Annotated in this window: 14 protein-coding genes and 2 tRNA genes; 6 read left to right on the top strand and 10 right to left on the bottom strand. The window is 38.7% G+C overall.

Annotated elements, in window-relative coordinates; all coding sequences use genetic code 11:
* Positions 1–73: 73 nt before the first annotated feature.
* The 3 genes from BKM01_RS03595 to BKM01_RS03585 all read left to right on the top strand — a co-directional run bounded on the left by BKM01_RS03595 (position 74) and on the right by BKM01_RS03585 (position 2,604).
* Positions 74–385, top strand: coding sequence for a DUF2551 domain-containing protein (locus BKM01_RS03595; RefSeq protein ID WP_225420068.1), 312 nt, complete (start codon positions 74–76; stop codon positions 383–385).
* A 20-nt stretch (positions 386–405) separates the two neighbouring features.
* Entirely contained in the window at positions 406–1,296 is an 891-nt protein-coding gene (uppS, locus tag BKM01_RS03590; RefSeq protein ID WP_327078535.1) for a polyprenyl diphosphate synthase, read from the top strand.
* 303 nt (positions 1,297–1,599) lie between these two features.
* Positions 1,600–2,604: a DNA-methyltransferase gene (locus BKM01_RS03585; protein ID WP_072359847.1), complete on the top strand. Its 1,005-nt coding sequence runs from the start codon at positions 1,600–1,602 to the stop codon at positions 2,602–2,604.
* Positions 2,605–2,639: 35 nt separating this feature from the next.
* On the opposite strand, the gene BKM01_RS03580 is transcribed toward BKM01_RS03585, so the two are convergent.
* From BKM01_RS03580 to BKM01_RS03550, 7 genes are all read right to left on the bottom strand, one after another.
* Positions 2,640–3,611 carry a hypothetical protein gene (locus BKM01_RS03580; RefSeq protein ID WP_072359849.1) on the bottom strand — a complete coding sequence of 324 codons (972 nt, stop codon included), beginning with the start codon at positions 3,609–3,611 and terminating at the stop codon, positions 2,640–2,642.
* Between the two features lie 152 nt (positions 3,612–3,763).
* Complete coding sequence (locus BKM01_RS03575; protein WP_084006290.1) at positions 3,764–4,117, bottom strand: hypothetical protein; 354 nt, start codon at positions 4,115–4,117, stop codon at positions 3,764–3,766.
* A gap of 525 nt (positions 4,118–4,642) precedes the next feature.
* A tRNA-Leu gene (locus BKM01_RS03570) sits at positions 4,643–4,730 on the bottom strand.
* 137 nt (positions 4,731–4,867) lie between these two features.
* A complete protein-coding gene (locus tag BKM01_RS03565) occupies positions 4,868–5,668 on the bottom strand; it encodes a DNA-directed RNA polymerase subunit D (protein ID WP_072359853.1) in 801 nt (266 codons plus the stop codon).
* Positions 5,669–5,716: 48 nt separating this feature from the next.
* The gene (locus tag BKM01_RS03560) at positions 5,717–6,097 is read right to left on the bottom strand and encodes a 30S ribosomal protein S11 (RefSeq protein WP_013037689.1); all 381 of its coding nucleotides are present in this window, start codon (positions 6,095–6,097) and stop codon (positions 5,717–5,719) included.
* Positions 6,098–6,111: 14 nt separating this feature from the next.
* Entirely contained in the window at positions 6,112–6,666 is a 555-nt protein-coding gene (locus tag BKM01_RS03555; RefSeq protein WP_072359856.1) for a 30S ribosomal protein S4, read from the bottom strand.
* A 12-nt stretch (positions 6,667–6,678) separates the two neighbouring features.
* On the bottom strand, positions 6,679–7,125 hold the full coding sequence (locus BKM01_RS03550; protein ID WP_072359858.1) for a 30S ribosomal protein S13: 447 nt from the start codon (positions 7,123–7,125) through the stop codon (positions 6,679–6,681).
* Positions 7,126–7,440: 315 nt separating this feature from the next.
* Here BKM01_RS03550 and BKM01_RS03545 point away from each other — a divergent pair, with 315 nt between their 5' ends.
* Both BKM01_RS03545 and BKM01_RS03540 read left to right on the top strand, forming a co-directional pair.
* Positions 7,441–10,170: a PAS domain S-box protein gene (locus tag BKM01_RS03545; protein ID WP_072359860.1), complete on the top strand. Its 2,730-nt coding sequence runs from the start codon at positions 7,441–7,443 to the stop codon at positions 10,168–10,170.
* A 115-nt stretch (positions 10,171–10,285) separates the two neighbouring features.
* Positions 10,286–10,813: a DJ-1/PfpI/YhbO family deglycase/protease gene (locus BKM01_RS03540; RefSeq protein ID WP_072359862.1), complete on the top strand. Its 528-nt coding sequence runs from the start codon at positions 10,286–10,288 to the stop codon at positions 10,811–10,813.
* Between the two features lie 40 nt (positions 10,814–10,853).
* Here BKM01_RS03540 and BKM01_RS03535 read toward each other — a convergent pair.
* Positions 10,854–10,938: transfer RNA gene (locus tag BKM01_RS03535), tRNA-Ser, on the bottom strand.
* A 63-nt stretch (positions 10,939–11,001) separates the two neighbouring features.
* Positions 11,002–11,727, bottom strand: coding sequence for a peptidylprolyl isomerase (locus BKM01_RS03530; protein ID WP_072359864.1), 726 nt, complete (start codon positions 11,725–11,727; stop codon positions 11,002–11,004).
* Positions 11,728–12,095: 368 nt separating this feature from the next.
* Here BKM01_RS03530 and BKM01_RS03525 point away from each other — a divergent pair, with 368 nt between their 5' ends.
* Positions 12,096–13,757 (top strand): ATP-binding protein, encoded by a 1,662-nt coding sequence (locus tag BKM01_RS03525; RefSeq protein WP_072359866.1) that lies wholly within the window; start codon positions 12,096–12,098, stop codon positions 13,755–13,757.
* On the opposite strand, the gene BKM01_RS03520 is transcribed toward BKM01_RS03525, so the two are convergent.
* Positions 13,743–16,580 carry a sensor histidine kinase gene (locus BKM01_RS03520; protein ID WP_072359868.1) on the bottom strand — a complete coding sequence of 946 codons (2,838 nt, stop codon included), beginning with the start codon at positions 16,578–16,580 and terminating at the stop codon, positions 13,743–13,745. The two genes, BKM01_RS03525 and BKM01_RS03520, sit on opposite strands and share 15 nt — an antisense overlap.
* Between the last annotated feature and the right edge of the window lie 94 nt (positions 16,581–16,674).

The raw sequence follows: 16,674 nt of genomic DNA, 5'->3' as shown, positions 1-16,674 counted from the left end.
TTGTTTCTTTTCAGGGATACATATTACAAGTTAGCATAAATATATATGCAAAAATAACATAGTTTAGATAGAGGTGTTCGTGCTGGAAACCATAGAAAACCGGGTAAGATCAAGGCTGATAAAATATCTTGGCCGGGATGACACAGGGATACGCAAAGTGGTACTTAAGCTGTTCCTTGACGGCGGAAAATATACCACCAATGATATCTATAAATTCCTTCACGAAAAGGATTTTGATATCAGTTACAGGGGAGTTTCAGCTATGGTTGGGCTCATGAACACACGCCTGGGAATCCTGAGTATTGATGTAACCGGCGATCACAACATCTATTTATTAAAAAATGATTACAGGGATATCGTACGTTCAGTACTTGACAATTATTAACATCGCCTGTAGCTCTGATTATGATGTGGCGGATATTACCGAAATTATTGTATAAAGGATATGAATTTATTCTGGAAAAAAATATCCGCAATTCTAAATTACCGCAGCATATAGCTATTATAATGGATGGAAACCGCAGATACGCCAAAAGAATTGGTAAATTCACCTCATACGGCCATACCCGGGGAGCCGATATTACTGAAAAAGTCATTGAATGGTCCTATGAAAGCGGCATCAAGGAATTGACAATATATGCTTTTTCTACTGAGAATTTCAACAGGAAAAAAGATGAGAAGAAAAGCATACTAAAACTTATAGGAACCAGACTTGAAGAGATGTGTGTTGATGAAAGGACACATAAAAGACGCCTAAAAGTACGTGTAATTGGAGACAGAACCTTGTTACCCGGGGACCTTTTGCAGAGTATTGATAAAGTTGAGATGGCAACAAAGGACTATGACAGGCTAAAACTTAACATTGCAATTGCTTATGGCGGAAGACAGGATATCATACAGGCAATACGTGAAGTTGCCAGGAAGGTAAAAACAGGGGATATCGAAAAGGGTGAAATAACTGAAAAAACCATATCAAGACACCTATATCCAGAAGAAAATTCGGCCGTATCAAACGTTGATCTCATAATCCGTACAGGAGGAAATGAAAGGGTTTCGAATTTCCTTCCCTGGCAAGCATGTGGAAATGAATGTGCAGCCTATTTCTGCGCCCCCTACTGGCCGGATTTCAGGAAAATCGATTTCCTTCGTTCCATCCGTACATACCAGCAGAGACAGGAAGAAAGAAGCAGGACACTTTCCAACAGGACACTGCATTTTATCCATAATATAGAGAGAAAACTGGATGTAAGAGATATTGATTCTCAACCAAAAAAATTACCTGAAAAAAATAGCTAAAATTCATAAAAGGCCGGTATCATCAGAAACCATGACGGGAGGGTGATGAAGACCGGCCAGCCTTTTTATTGTTAATTGTTCCTAAAGTGGTCCAGTTTTTCATAGCGTTTGGTTCTCTCTATAAGTCCTTTGAAGAATTCATCCATACTGATCACCTCAATAAGAAATAAGAATATAAACTATTTCAAGGACCTCCAAGCAAGGTGAAAGTAATATAGAAGACTCAAAAACAGCCACTCTTCAGACAATATTTATTTATTCTTCCAGATAGGTTATGAAAATACCTGGCGTAAGGAGTTGAAAATGAAGCCCGTTGAAATTTATGGGAATGTATTTTACAATGAGGATTGCATTACAGGAGCTGCAACTCATATCCCCAACGGGTCGGTAGATCTGATTATTACCGATCCTCCATATGGGATAAAAGGGGACAAATTACATCAGCATTACAATAGGAATGAAAAATTTGTAGTTGATGGATATGTAGAAATCCCGGAAGATAAATATGCAGATTTCAGCCTGGCCTGGATTAAAGAAGCAGAAAGAATTCTCAAACCTGGTGGCTCCATCTACATTGTTTCGGGATACACAAATCTTTACCATATCCTCCATGCCCTGTACCAGACAAATCTGGAAGAGATCAATCACATAATATGGAAATACAATTTTGGTGTTTACACAAAAGCAAAATACGTATCCTCCCATTATCATATTTTATACTACGAAAAACCCGGCAAAAGGCGCACATTTAATCTTGAATCAAGGTACGGAACCTGTGAAAAAACAGAAGATGGCAGATCGCTGAATTACAGGGATAGGGAAGATGTCTGGGTAATTAACAGGGAGTACAAACCCGGTAAAATTAAAAATAAAAATGAATTGCCCTACAATCTTCTGAAAAAAATTATCCAATACAGTAGTAATGAAGGTGATCTTGTTTGTGACATGTTCCTGGGCGGATTTTCAACTGCAACCGTTGCAATTGGCCTGAATAGACGCTGCATTGGTTTTGAAATATCAGAAACGATGTTTAGAACAAAAACCCGGGAAATTAGCCAGAGCAATATAATCAAACCGGGATTTATGATCCCGGAATTACGCAATCCTGTCATCAAAAATCTGGAAAACCAGGGAAACCCCTGGACCCCTCAGGAAGAAGATTACCTGTGTACAAGATACAGGGAATTGCGCCAATGCGGAAAAAACAAAAAAGATACTATAGAGATAATAGGGGAGGAATTGGGCAGGGGGAGATGGAGTATAGAGAAAGCAATTAAGAAAACGAGCAAAAAGAATGAAAACAGGTAACCACAATAAACCCAATAACCCGAAATCCACCCAGATCACAATTTAATTCCTGTTGTATAATTAATTGTTTTTGACGTGGGAAATACAAACGAAAACACATTGTTCCTAAGCAAAAAAGAGTCCAGATTTGTACTATTGTTGAAAATATCGCTTAGGAAAATGCTTCTGCGGACACCTTTTATGTCGATGAATTTACGCGGGAAGACAGGTTTGCACCAACCTGTAATATGTTCTATCAGCTCAAGCATCGCAATGATACAATCTCTTTCATTTTCAGTAGATGTCCACTGGCATTGATAACCGGAAAGACCCAGATGATAAGACCTAACCTGACCCCTTGAGATATTCAAACCGGTTCCCTCAAGTAGAGGGAATAGCCAGTCGGATAATAAATATTCAAACTTATACGTATCAATTAATTCGAAAGAATCCAGAAATGCCTGTGATCTGAAAAAGTTCATCACCCATTCATGAACATTCGACCTGAATCTGTGACGCTGTCCATTTACATAAGAAGAATCTGCAAGCCATACAAGGCTTCTGGTCTTTATATCCAGGCCATCTTCGGATTCAAACAACCAGAGAAGAAAATGAATGGTACTTAAGGGATATTTTCTCCTGTAATTTTGGAGATAGATACCCCTTAGAAGGTTCGGATTCAGCGAATTTGAATGACCTTCAAGGCAGTCCTGACAGCTGGATCCTATTATATGATGTCCAATGGAGAAGATGCATGGATGATATATGTCCAGATCCACAGCAATATATTTTCCTTCAAGCAACTTATTGTGGAAATCTCCCACTTTATCTGAAAAACTTAATGTCTTGTAGTCATAAACACCAACTATGTCCCATCCAAATTTTGTTTTAAGGAAAGAGGCACTCAGAAGAGAATCTAGATCGTTGCCTATAATCATACCCTCAATTTTCTGTGGATTATAGAATGGATCAAAGTTACTAACAATCCTAGAAGGAACATTGCACCCCATATCCCTCAAAACAGACATATCAATCTCCTTTTACATCATATAAATCTAAAACTTACGCCCATAAATAATCAATTCTCTATTATTGAGTATATGAAGTAAGTTCAAGCATTAATACTTTACCAAATTATTGCCGATTATTGGAAGTTATGCAAAAAAAAGATGAATCAGAGTTAAAAATTACAAACTTCGACTGGTTCGCAATATTCCATATTTGTACAAAAATCCGGTTTTAAATCCAGACCTAACAGGAAAGTTCCCATAGAGTTGTTCGATTCAATACCCATCCTGGATTTGATATAGGAATCACTTAACCTTGAGGGTAATGCAACCATAGCTTCTGAAACACAGGAGATATTCTCAACTTCAGGGAAAGGCTTTGCCTGAATTAACATTTCAAGTTCTAAATCCGGTGCTTTCAGACTTTTGAAACGGTCATTATAAAACACTATGTTACCCATCACACAGCAATCCTTGCATTTTTCAAGTCGTGCAAGCTCCAGCGGATCACTGATATCTTCACCCACAATTTCATCCCCGTATATGAGTTTCAGATTATTTTCTGGCCAGTCATATTCCTGGTTTGTTAGGAAAGAGACGAGAATCTGTGAGCCAAGTGTTTTTTTTACCCCGGTATTATTTTTTATTCCAAGGCTTCCGGAAGATTTCTTTTCATCCGAAAACTCAAGCCCAAGAATATAATGCCTGTCAGCCTGATTCAGTAAAAGAGTTTCTTCGATGCCTTTTATTGACTTTAGTGTATTCTCTATTTTACCCCAGATATTCTTTATTGAAATGAATAAATCCCCCTTTAACTATGGAGCGATATTTAATCAACTAAGTTTGTAATAACTCAATTATATTTAACTATTGTGCAAAACGCAAACCTATCAAATTCACATCAAAAAGATAAAGGAGAGTTTAAGTTTACCTGAATTAAATACTAAACTTATCGTTAAAATAACACAGTTAAGGAATGCTATGTAATATTATGAGACATAAAACCAAGAAACACAATTATAAAAATGTTTTTAGTGATTTAAAAAAGTATTTGGTGCGAGGGAAGGGATTCGAACCCTCGAACTCCTACGAGACTAGGCCCTCAACCTAGCGCCTTTGGCCTGGCTGGGCAACCCTCGCACGCTGTTGTTTTTCGCCATAAATGGGCCAATGGTATATATACTTTGCCCATATGGATGGTCACAAAAATTCCAATTATGAATTTTTGCTTCTGCTATTAGATCCTATAAAAGGATAATAGGAAAGGGTATCTCCTATTACAATTCACCCAGGATGTCATCAAGGGTTGAAGCTTTCGTCCTGATAGTATTAACTGCATTTATAATTAACTCTTCTGCACTATATGAACCATCGGATTCAAGAGTGAAAATAAAAGATGTATCATTCTCACGAACCGAGATTGCATCAATTCCACAGACTTCTACACACTGCTTGCAGAGAGAGCAATTCAATAGTCTATCATTCACAACTTCTGCAGATTCCTCACCAAGGGCCAATATATCGCGAGGACATGCCTCAACGCACTTTTCGCAGAGGTCACAGCCTTCAATTGTGATCACTGGCACATTTTTGTAACCACAGGCAACTCCTGCCTGCCATTTAGCGTGGTCGTGACCGTAACCCATCCTTGCAATCGCTTCAAGGAAAAGTTCCTGCCCGCCTTTAAGCTTAACAACAGGGATATTAGAATCAGCAGCTTTTACTTTGGGATCTGCGGATACAAGGTCCCCTGAATAAACAGTATTTTCCTCATCCATTGGTGCTTCCACACTCAACGTGAGAGAAACCGTACATGCCGGACACCCATCTTCACAGGAACACTCTTCATGAGGAGTAAACTCATCGAAGCTTGTCACAAGAGGTACCAGAGCCAGTCTCAAAGCTACCTGTTCATCATAAAGGACTGAAGTATTGTTGTAAATATTGACTTCATCGATTGCGAGAGTGGGGACATCGGCAAGCATAGCCCGCCTCAATCCGTTCGCAAAAGCTGCATCCACATCTGACAAAATAAATCTGGCAGATCTATCAGACAGCTCAAGTATATCGATATCCATTTTCGGGAACCTCGTGAAATTACAAACCTTCTATATATTATACTCCAATTAGACGCGCCTGCCGCCTATTGGACGGGTACCGTCATGTGGCACAGGAGTTACATCCTCAATACGTCCAATCCTGATACCTGCACGTGCGAAAGCCCTAATGGCTGCCTGTGCACCTGGACCGGGACTTCTCTGCTTGTTACCACCGGGAGCACGGACACGAATGTGTACACCTTCGACACCTTTATCCCTGAGAGTATCAGCAAGCTGGCCGGCCATCTGCATAGCAGTATAAGGAGAACTCTCATCCCTTGCAGCTTTGACTACCATCCCACCGGATGATTTCGCTATTGTTTCAGCACCGGTTATATCGGTAACTGTGATTATAGTATTGTTAAATGAACATTTGATGTGAGCAACAGCCCATATTCCATTTGCCATAATTCAAACCTCCTTCATTCCTCCACAAGGGAAGATGCAATCTGAGCGGGTCTCTCCGGGTGTGACTCGGTAGTCATAGGTGATGTTCCATAGTAATCTATCATCATCTCATCCTGTTTTGACACCAGCATACCAGGGACTGTCAACTTCTTACCACCAATTGCAATATGACCATGGGTAATAAACTGTCTTGCCTGCTTGGGAGTTCTGGCTAAACCAAGTCTGTGGACAAGGGTCTGAAGCCTTCTTTCGAGTATAGCTTCTGTATTTAATGCCAGAATGTCATCGATCTCGGCATCGCCTTTTATCATGGAATAACGAATCAATTTGGATAGAATCTGGTCTGCTTCAGTCTTTGCGTGACCGGTAAGTTCAGCTTCTGCAGAATCAGCAAGTAATCTACGGGCATCTGCCCTGTAACGTCTGAGAATACTTTGTGCTTTCCAGAGTTCTTTTTTATTTCTGAGGCCGTATTTTTTAATCAGGTCAACCTCATTTGCCATACGGGAAGCTTGCCAGGGGTGCTTCGGGGTGTCATAACTTTTTCTTTTCTTTCCGGGATAAACCATATCAAATCACCTTCATCTTGTTTTGCTGACACCTATTGTGGACCCACCGCGTCCTGCGGATTTGGTTCTCTGTCCACGTACCTTCAAACCTCTTTCATGGCGTATACCACGATAGGCACGAATCTTTTTAAGATCGTTCAAATCTTCCCTTATAGTCAGGTCAATATCCTGTCCAAGAAGGTGTTTATTTTCACCTGTCAACAAATCCTTTTGCCTATTAAGCATCCACACAGGAAGATGGTTTTCAAATGTCTCTATAGCTTCATTAAGCCTGGCAATACCCTCATCAGAAAGATAACCAATGGTTTCTGATGGATCTACTTCTGCACTTTCTGCAATGAGTCTTGCAGTCCTTCTGCCAATCCCCTTGATACCGGTGAGTGCATAAAGGACCTTCTGCTTACCCTGCAAGTCAGTGTTCATTATACGTACAAGATGTCTTATTTCTTCGTCTGCCATTATAAACCTCCTTAAGGACACATTCTTGCGTCCCGTAGCCCTGGAACTAAGGTCCAGCACTGCCCTTTTACAGGCTGTGTAAAAACCTATGATACAGACTTACTCGGCCCAATATGACTTTCTCTTATATAATGTTAATGTCTGAAAAGAAACACCAGGAAAAAGGCTCAATCGGTACTAGATGATATTTGTGCTAACACCTTCTACATAAAAATAAGTTGTGATCAAAAATAGTAGAGACCTGTTTATTATAAGTGATAATTATAAATAAAAACCAAACCGACTATTTGTATATACAAAAGGAAACTGATAGCCATGACCAACAAAAAACATACTGATACTAAATCTGAAAATTCTTGTACCCTTCAGATATTAGAATGTCTTGACAGTTTCTACGATATCCTGACATCTTCAGAGAATACAGATAAACTGATGGAGGATATTACAGAACTTCTGGCAGACAGATGTGGTGGAAATCAGTATTTTGCACGCATAACTTTTGAAGATAAAATATTTACAAGCACCAACTTCCTTGAGACTGACCTTAAACTTGAGCACAGCATCAATGTCAATGGAAATACAAAAGGCAAACTGGAGTATTTCAAAAACAAATCATCAGAAGACACGTGCTTTCTGGATGAAGAAAAAAAACTGGTGGAATTGGTGAAAAAGGGTTTGACCAAGGCTATAAAGAGCAGGAATGCGGAAGACAAACTCACCCGTTCCGAAAAAAAATTCCATACTATTTTTGATAACGCAGCTGATGCAATTTTCATCCATGATCAGGAAGGCAATTTTGTGGAGATAAATGAAATTGCCTGCAAAAGACTGGGATACACCAGAGGAGAATTACTAAACCTGACACCTATGGATATTGATAGTCAAGCAAATACCAAAGAAGTACCCGAAATGATAGAACAAATTCTTAAAAATGGCTCATTGATATTTGAAACTGTCCATCTGACCAAAGACGGCAAAAAAATCCCCACGGAAATAAGCAGTAAAGTCATTGATTATCGTGAAGAAAAAGTAATACTCAGTATTGCAAGGGATATCTCCAGAAGGAAAAAAGCGGAAGAACAGATTGGAAAATTGCAACACAGACTACAGAATGCAATGGGAGAAGGCAACCTTAGCTGGTGGGAAATGGACATTCCTAGTGGCAAAGTAAACTTTGATCCCGGCAAAGTTACCAGACTGGGATATTCCATGGATGAATTTAAAGATGCGCATTATACTGATTTCATGAAACTACTGCACCCCCAGGATAAAAAAAATGCAATGGAAGCAATGCGTTGCCATATAGAAGGAAAATGTCCTACCTATGAAGTGGACTATCGAATAGAGACAAAGGATGGTAAATGGAAATGGTATCACGACAGGGGTGCAATTACAGAAAAAGACAAGCAAGGGAATCCAGTTATTGTAAGCGGTATTGTAGTGGACATCACAAAACGTAAAAATACAGAACTTGAGATGGAAAATGCAAAAATAGAATCTGAAACTGCCAACCGCACAAAAAGTGAATTCCTGGCGACAATGAGTCATGAATTGCGCACCCCACTTAATTCCATAATCGGATTTTCGGATATACTACTTGACCAGGTTTTTGGAGAACTGAACGAAAAACAAACCAAGTATGTGGGAAATGTGCTTAAAAGTGGCAAACATTTGCTCGATCTCATAAACAGCATCCTTGATATATCAAAAGTAGAAGCAGGAAAAATGGATCTCCAGTACGAAATATTCTATTTTAATGATGTGTTCAGAGAAGTTAAAACAATCATTTCACCACTGGCATCCAAGAAATCCATAAACTTACAGATAGAGCCAGCCGAAAACATTCCAAAAATAAAAGCAGATAAAGGAAAAATTAAACAAGTGCTTTATAATCTGTTAAGTAATGCGATAAAATTCACCCCGGAGGGAGGGAATGTTAGAATTATTCCTACCAAATCCGAAAAGATGGTCCATGTAGCTGTAGAAGACACAGGCATAGGCATTGCTGAAAATGATCGGGACAAATTGTTCAAACCTTTTGTCCAGCTTGATTCATCAGCAAATAGAGAATATGAAGGTACAGGACTGGGACTTGCACTTATAACTAAGTTCATAGAACTTCACGGTGGATCACTTGAAGTGAAAAGTGAAGAAGGAAAAGGCAGCACATTTACATTTTCCATACCTGTTGATCCTGCAGAAACAAACGAATTGATACCGGAAGATAAAGTTGAAAAGAAAATACCTGAGATGAAAGTGGATGATGAAACCTTTGTCGCTGCACCTCACAATCCTAAAGGAGACGACCCGGTAGTTGTCGTTGCTGAAGATGATCCAAAATCAAGAGAACTTCTGCTTGCGATGCTGAGTTCTAAAGGATACCATGCAATAGGAGTGGAAAGAGGGGATCAGGTAATAAAAAAGGTCAGGGAACTCAAACCACTTGCCGTCACCCTTGATATAATGATGCCGGGCCAGGACGGCTGGACCGTACTTGATAGACTCAAAAAGGACAGCCATACACGGGACATACCTGTTATCATGATATCCGTACTGGACAAAGCCAAAATCGATAGCATGTGGACGGTGGAAGATTATTTTGTGAAACCTGTTGACAAAACCGACCTTATCGAAACACTTGAAAGAGTCAGGAAAAATATGAAACCAGAAGAGACAACGATTCTTGTGGTGGATGATGAGGAACAAGATAGGGAGCTTATCCATTCCATGCTGGATTCTGAAGGTTTTTGGATACTGGATGCTGCCGGAGGGGAAGAAGCTATCAAAATTCTCCAAAAACAGCAACCCGATATAGTACTGCTTGATTTGATGATGCCAGAGTTCAGTGGCTATGATGTTATTGAATATATTCAAAACCTGGATTCGACTTCAAATATATCTATTATTATCTGTACGGCACAGGAACTTACCGAAGAAAACAGAAAAATGCTTGACGATAATGTTGCCTGCATTATGCATAAAGGAATGTTCCGACGTCAGGAACTTGTACAACTGATTAATAATCTCAATATTACAAAAAATTAATTTACTATGTTGCATGAACCGGGATTAACTGAGAAGTCCAGGATGATTTGTTATATTAGATTGTAATCGCCAGTACCAAATAGGATACATCAGATATCATAATACGGTGATCGGTATGGATAATAAGAAGAAAATACTAATGGTAATCGCCCAGGAAAATTTCCGTGACGAAGAATTCCTTCAACCCAGAGAAATCTTTGAAAATGCAGGATTTGACATAGTCGTTGCAACAAACCAAAAGAAAGTTGCCAGAGGGATGCTTGGATGTAAAGTCAAGCCCGACACAACTATTTCCTCTGAAAAAGCAGACAGTTATGATGCCATCGTTATTTCAGGAGGCGGAGGTGCAAAGCAGTATCTCTGGGATAACAAAGAACTACACAAAATTGTCCAGGATGCCTACAAACAGGGTAAATTAATCGCTGCTATCTGTATATCGCCGGTAGTGCTGGCAAAAGCAGGAATACTAAAAGGTAAAAAGAGCACCGTATTCAGCGATCCGGAAAGTGTAAAACAAATAAAAAAGGGAGGAGCTGAATATAAAGACAAAGATGTTATCAGAGATGGCCATATAATCACTGCCAGAGACCCGAAGGCTGCTCCCTCATTCGGCAAAACTGTCCAGGAATTCCTGAAAGAATAATCTACCTTCTTTTTTTTTGATTGTTAGAAAAATAAAGAGACGCTGAGGGGGAGATTCGAACTCCCGGGGCGCAGAGCACCACCGGTTTTCAAGACCGGCGCCGTAGTCCGCTTGGCTACCTCAGCATAATGAAAAACAATCACAAGCATCTGGTGAACAGCGCTTATAATATAAAAAATTGGCGAAGATTACTCTTCACCAGAGTCATTATCTTCGCTTTCTGCTTCTGCCTCTTCAGCAGGTGCAGAAGATTCTACCGGATAAGTCTCGACAAATTTGACATTTTTCATTCCGATATTTTCGATTATCTCAGAAGCAATCCTATTTTTTGACATGAGCCAGCGCTGGTTAAAGCTCAGTGCAACAGGGATATTGATAATGGCAGTCTTATCTTCAACTTCAACTTCGATTTCTGGTACTCCGGTGTAAAGGGAAAGCAAACCATTTATTTTGTCAACATCTCCTTCGAGTTTCTCATCAATGGTGTATTCATAGGTTACTTCCTTACCTGCAAGGGGATGATTGAAGTCAACGCGTGCACGTCTTCCGATGACCTTGGTGACCACACCGCGTTTTCCTTCTATTTCTACACCCATCCCGGGAGTTGCTTTACGGTCCTCGAATTTATTCAGGGAAATGGTCTCAACCTTCTTGGGGTCATGTTCTCCAAATCCTTTTTCAGGAGGAATGACAAGTTCTCCCTTGTATCCAACATCCTTGCCAACAAAATCCTCGTCAAGTCCTTTAATGGTATGACCGGCACCTACAACTACCACATCACCGCCATAAACTCCACGTGGATTGAAGATCTGGTTTTCCTTGGCCAATTCCTCATCGGTAGTGTCAAAAATCAGACCGCCTTCGAATTTACCAGTATATGATACTTTTATGAAATCTCCATTTTCGATTGCCAATATAATCAACTCTGAATTTAGTTTTAATATGATATGTTAAAGGTCTGTCTCGTATAGCCTTCTGCCTTTATATAACTTTTTGGAAACTAGACAACAAGATAATAGGGTAAACCCGCCATATGAGTCATTTATGCAAGAATAGTGCAACAAAACATGCTACATATATTTTTCTCATAATGATGGCGAAAATGAAATACATTTAAAATAAAAATAACATATCAATTATAATATGTATGGACTTGATTTCTATACATTAAAAATAATATTATATATTCTCCCAAACATATATAAGTTTATATATGTTTAAAAAAGAGCAATCAATTGCAATATAATTTTGCTAATTAAGGATGGAGAAGGGATGAATATTAATGGTTACAGAAAAGCCCGTACCGGGAAACAATTTGAGGCACCTTAAACCCAAGGAAAAATATAAAGGTACTAATATATTCACAGTTGCAACAAGCTTCGAAGAAATAATCGATAAAAGCCCCATGATTGTTTTTTTTTGGGAAGGGGATCAGCGTGCCAGGACAAATTATGTATCTGAAAGAGTAACAATTTTTGGATACAAACCTGAAGACTTCCTGGAAGGAAGGATGACATATAATGAATTAATCCATCCCGAAGATCGCAGCTTTGTCCATAATGAGTTTGACAGCTTCCGGAAAAATTCGTCAAACCAGTTTACCTGTGAATATCGTGTTGTAGATTCTTCAGGCAGCATAAAATGGATTTCAGAGATTACATTCCCCTGCAAATGTGATGATAATCTGGAATACCATGGAATTTTGCTTGATGTAACAGACCGTAAAATGTCCGAACGGACCATTCTGGAAAAGGAACGTGATATATCCATCCTATATTCAGCATCTGCTCTTGCATCAGAATCTCTTGATGTGGATGATCTCCTTGATGAAATGTTAATGGAAATGGGAGACCTTCTTGACATTACTGCCGGTGGAGTATACATAATAAACCCAGAAGAAAAAGAGGCAGTATTGCGTGCCTATATAGGTCCAAGAGGAGAATATCCTGAAAGCATCCACTATTCTGTAGTCGAAAACATGTTTAATAATTCTGCAGGTGCTCCATCCGGCCCCCTTGTTGCAGAAGATACTTTCCATTACCAGGGCCAAATGCAACGCAAGAAATATCTTTTATTCCGCCTCTATTCCAGGGAAAAAGTAATGGGTTTTATCCAGCTTTCTATCCCTCTCAATCATGAAGTCAGTGAAAAAAGCCTGCAAGTACTGGAACATGTAGGCAAACACATCGGGATTGCAATTGAAAATGCCCAGCTTTTCGAGATGACCCAGCGAGCCTATGAAGACCTTAAACATCTGGATAAGCTAAAGAGTGAATTCCTCGCAAACCTGACCCATGAACTGAAAACACCCCTGATATCTATCAAGGGATTCAGTGACCTGCTTGATAAAGGACGACTGGGTGAATTAAACGAAGACCAGAAAAAAGCAAATTTGGCAGTTGTACGTAATGCAGACCGGCTCAAAAGGCTAATTGACTCCCTGCTTTATATGAGTATGGAAAAAGAGGGCAAATACCAGTATCACTTCGAAGAGGTGGATGTTGGTGAAATCATAACTGATTCCATGGAAAAAATGAAAGTCCACACAGAAGGAAAAGATGTCGATATAAGTATTGATATCCAAAATAAGTCTTCCCTTATCTATGGTGACAGAGACAGGTTAACAAACGTTTTCCTTAATATACTGGACAATGCATCAAAATTCACACAGGGATCCGGGAAAATAAAAATTACACTGAAAGAAGAAGAAGAATATATACACATAAAGATAAAAGATAATGGTATAGGAATACCAAAAGAAAAACTTCCGCGTATTTTTGACATGTTTTACCAAATAGATGGATCCACAACCCGCATCTATAATGGTGTTGGCCTGGGACTCCATATATGCAAAAAGGTAATCGATATTCATAATGGAAGTATATGGGCAAGGAGTATGGAAGGATTGGGTACTACAGTTCATGTGAAATTACCCAAGACCTAAATTTCTATTGTTTTCAGTGCCTTTTTTTATATATACCCAGAAAACACTACCCTGCCCTTCCGGGTTATCTTCCACACCAACACTGCCACCATGCAAATCTACAATTCTTTTTACTATTGCAAGTCCAAGACCTGTACCCTTTATGCTTCCTTTTTGTGCCCTGTTAAACCTGTTAAATATGTATGGTTTATCATCATCAGCAATCCCAGAACCCCTATCCTTAATCATTATTTTAAATGAAGAGTCGTTTTCCTGCACCCCTACATGAATTGAACTTTCCGAAGGGCTATATTTGATTGCATTTGAAAGCAGATTGATAAAAACCTCCTTGATTATAGGATTGGCCTTTAGAGGATATGGCTGTTGCAGATCGTGTATTATATCCATATTTTCATTATCAGCCAGAGGAGCCATCTCTGAAATACAGGAAGTTAATATTCGACCCAGGTCCATTTTTTGCAGATCAAGGGTTTCAGTAGATTCAAGTTTGGACAGGTAAGCTGTGTTTTCGATCATATCGATCAAGCGTTCTGTGTTATCCCTGATCCTTGATAGAAAATGAATCTTTTTTTCTTCCTTTTCTTTCTTAATGAGTACGTCTGTAAAACCTTTCACGATATTTGCAGGATTTAAAAGATCATGGCGCATTATATCGGTAAAAAGATCCTTCATTTCATTAGATTTCTCCAATTGACCTGCATAATCTTTAAGGGCGATTTCAGCCTGTTTTCTTCGTGTAATGTCCTGTGCAGTAAAGATTACCTTTTGAGGAGAATCTTTCAAATCCAGTGGCTGAGAATTGAACTGTATACAGATGTGTTTTTTATTGCATACCCAGTGCAATTCTGTGGAAAATTGTTTTTCAAGAATATCTGGCCCTAAGTCCTTATCAAGATACTTCGAAGATCCTTCAGTGCATATAGAAAATAGTGATTTACCTACAATATTTTCTCTAGGAATGCCAGTAATTTCGGCCATACCTTTATTAAGATCTATCAATTCCAGATCTTTATTAAGCACACCGATACCTATAGGAGCATTGTCATAGAGAGCAGAGACCCAGGAATTGGCAGTTTGGAGTTCAGAGGTACGTTGATCCACAATTTCTTCCAGATGTTTGCGATAATTTTCCAGTTCCAATTCTGAACTTTTACGTTCAGTAATATCTCGTACTATACTGAGCATGATACTATTTTCTTTATCAAGTACAGAAGAACTGATCTCAACATCAATAACTGAATCATTCATATGTTTCATTTTCGATTCGAAACGTGTAGATCCTTCATTCAATGTTTTCTGGATTGCTGATCGTGACTGTGCCATATATTTAGATTCATGAGGATAGAGATCAGCAATTTTCATAGATAACATATCAGAATGGGAACAGCCAATTGTTTTGCAGGCACTTCTATTGGCATCTATTATTGTACCTTCAGAAGAGTGGATAAAGATAGCATCATTTGATCTGTCAAAAAGAGAACGGTAAAGATGCATTGTATTATCAAGCATAGTATAGGTCTTACCGCGCTCCTTTGCATTGAATATGGAATCAAACAATATCCTGAGGAGATCATCACTATAGGATGGCCAATGTTTGTTTTTTGTGGCCGAAACTACACCGATAAATCCTACCAACTGATTTTCGACATGTACAGGCATAATCTGGGCCGATTCAAGATCCAATGTTGTTAAGAGTCCTTTCAGATTTTTTTCAGAATCTGGAAGTTGCTCTATAGAATTCACATAATAAGGCTCATTTTTCTGGAATTTCTCAATTATAGTCGGGAATTGTGCAGTTGACAGTGAGCTTAATTTATCCATTTCCAATTCGCATCTACCTTTTAAAAGTGGCACGCAAGTGTAATGTGTTAGATGCATATTATTTTCGCTATGGTTTAGTTCATAGATAAAAATTGAATCTGCATCAAGAATTCCCCGGATCTTTTCCAGAATTGGTTCTATAAGCAGATCAATATCTTCAAAAAATGGGTCTACGAACTGATTACACGCTCTTGCTAGAAAACGAAACGCATTGGACTGTTCCTGAGAATGGATTTCCGCCTCTTTTCTCCTGTTTATTTCACTGAGTAAACCATTACTTCCCAAAAAATTCCCCATTTCATCATATATTGGGTCTATATGATTCTGGAACCAATGCAACTCTTTACTGTTATTCTGAATACGCATCTGTGCTTTAAGAGGCAATATATCCACTGATTTTATTTTTTTAAATATATTCAACCACTCATACCTATCATCCGGGCATAAATAATCTGTAAATGACCGGGAAATCATTTGTTCAGGACGCAAACCGTATTCTTGAATCTTGGGTGAAATGTAGACAATTTTTCCTTCACTGTTTAGGGAATAGGGGATTTCATTGGTACTACCCAAAAGGAAATCGTAATCATACCGGGCTTTTTTCACTTCGATCTCCTTATCAATAAATATAGACAAAATCTTTGCAATAAAATCAAGTTTTTGTTTTTCATCAAAAGTGAAAGGTTCGTAATTATTTTTCAATGAAAGGTTATTATAAAATAACTCAAGACATAACTCATGGTTTTTCTCTTCATTTTTGGATATATTTGAAGAGGAGATTTGATATTTACCCTGCTCAAAGCCAGGAGACTTATAAGAATAAGGACCAAATAATATCCTTGCAGACGCCTTCTCCGGATATCGAAGTATTTGAGGAAGGGCTTTTGCAATTTCTTCCATCTTTTGGTCAAATGACATATCCGTTGCCAGGATTTCATATAACATATTGTCAAATAATGAATTATGTATGCTAGTACCCATTAACACCATACCAACTCCCATTTGCCATATATTTCACCAAATATAATAACTCTTTGATTCACAAAAACAAAAAAGAATTATATCCAATAACCAGAAGTAATATATAGATACTCTA

It is taken from the genome of Methanohalophilus portucalensis (assembly GCF_002761295.1).
GTDB classification, from domain to species: domain Archaea; phylum Halobacteriota; class Methanosarcinia; order Methanosarcinales; family Methanosarcinaceae; genus Methanohalophilus; species Methanohalophilus portucalensis.
The sequence above is the reverse complement of the archived record's forward strand: the minus strand, read 5'-3'. Positions and strand labels throughout refer to the sequence as shown.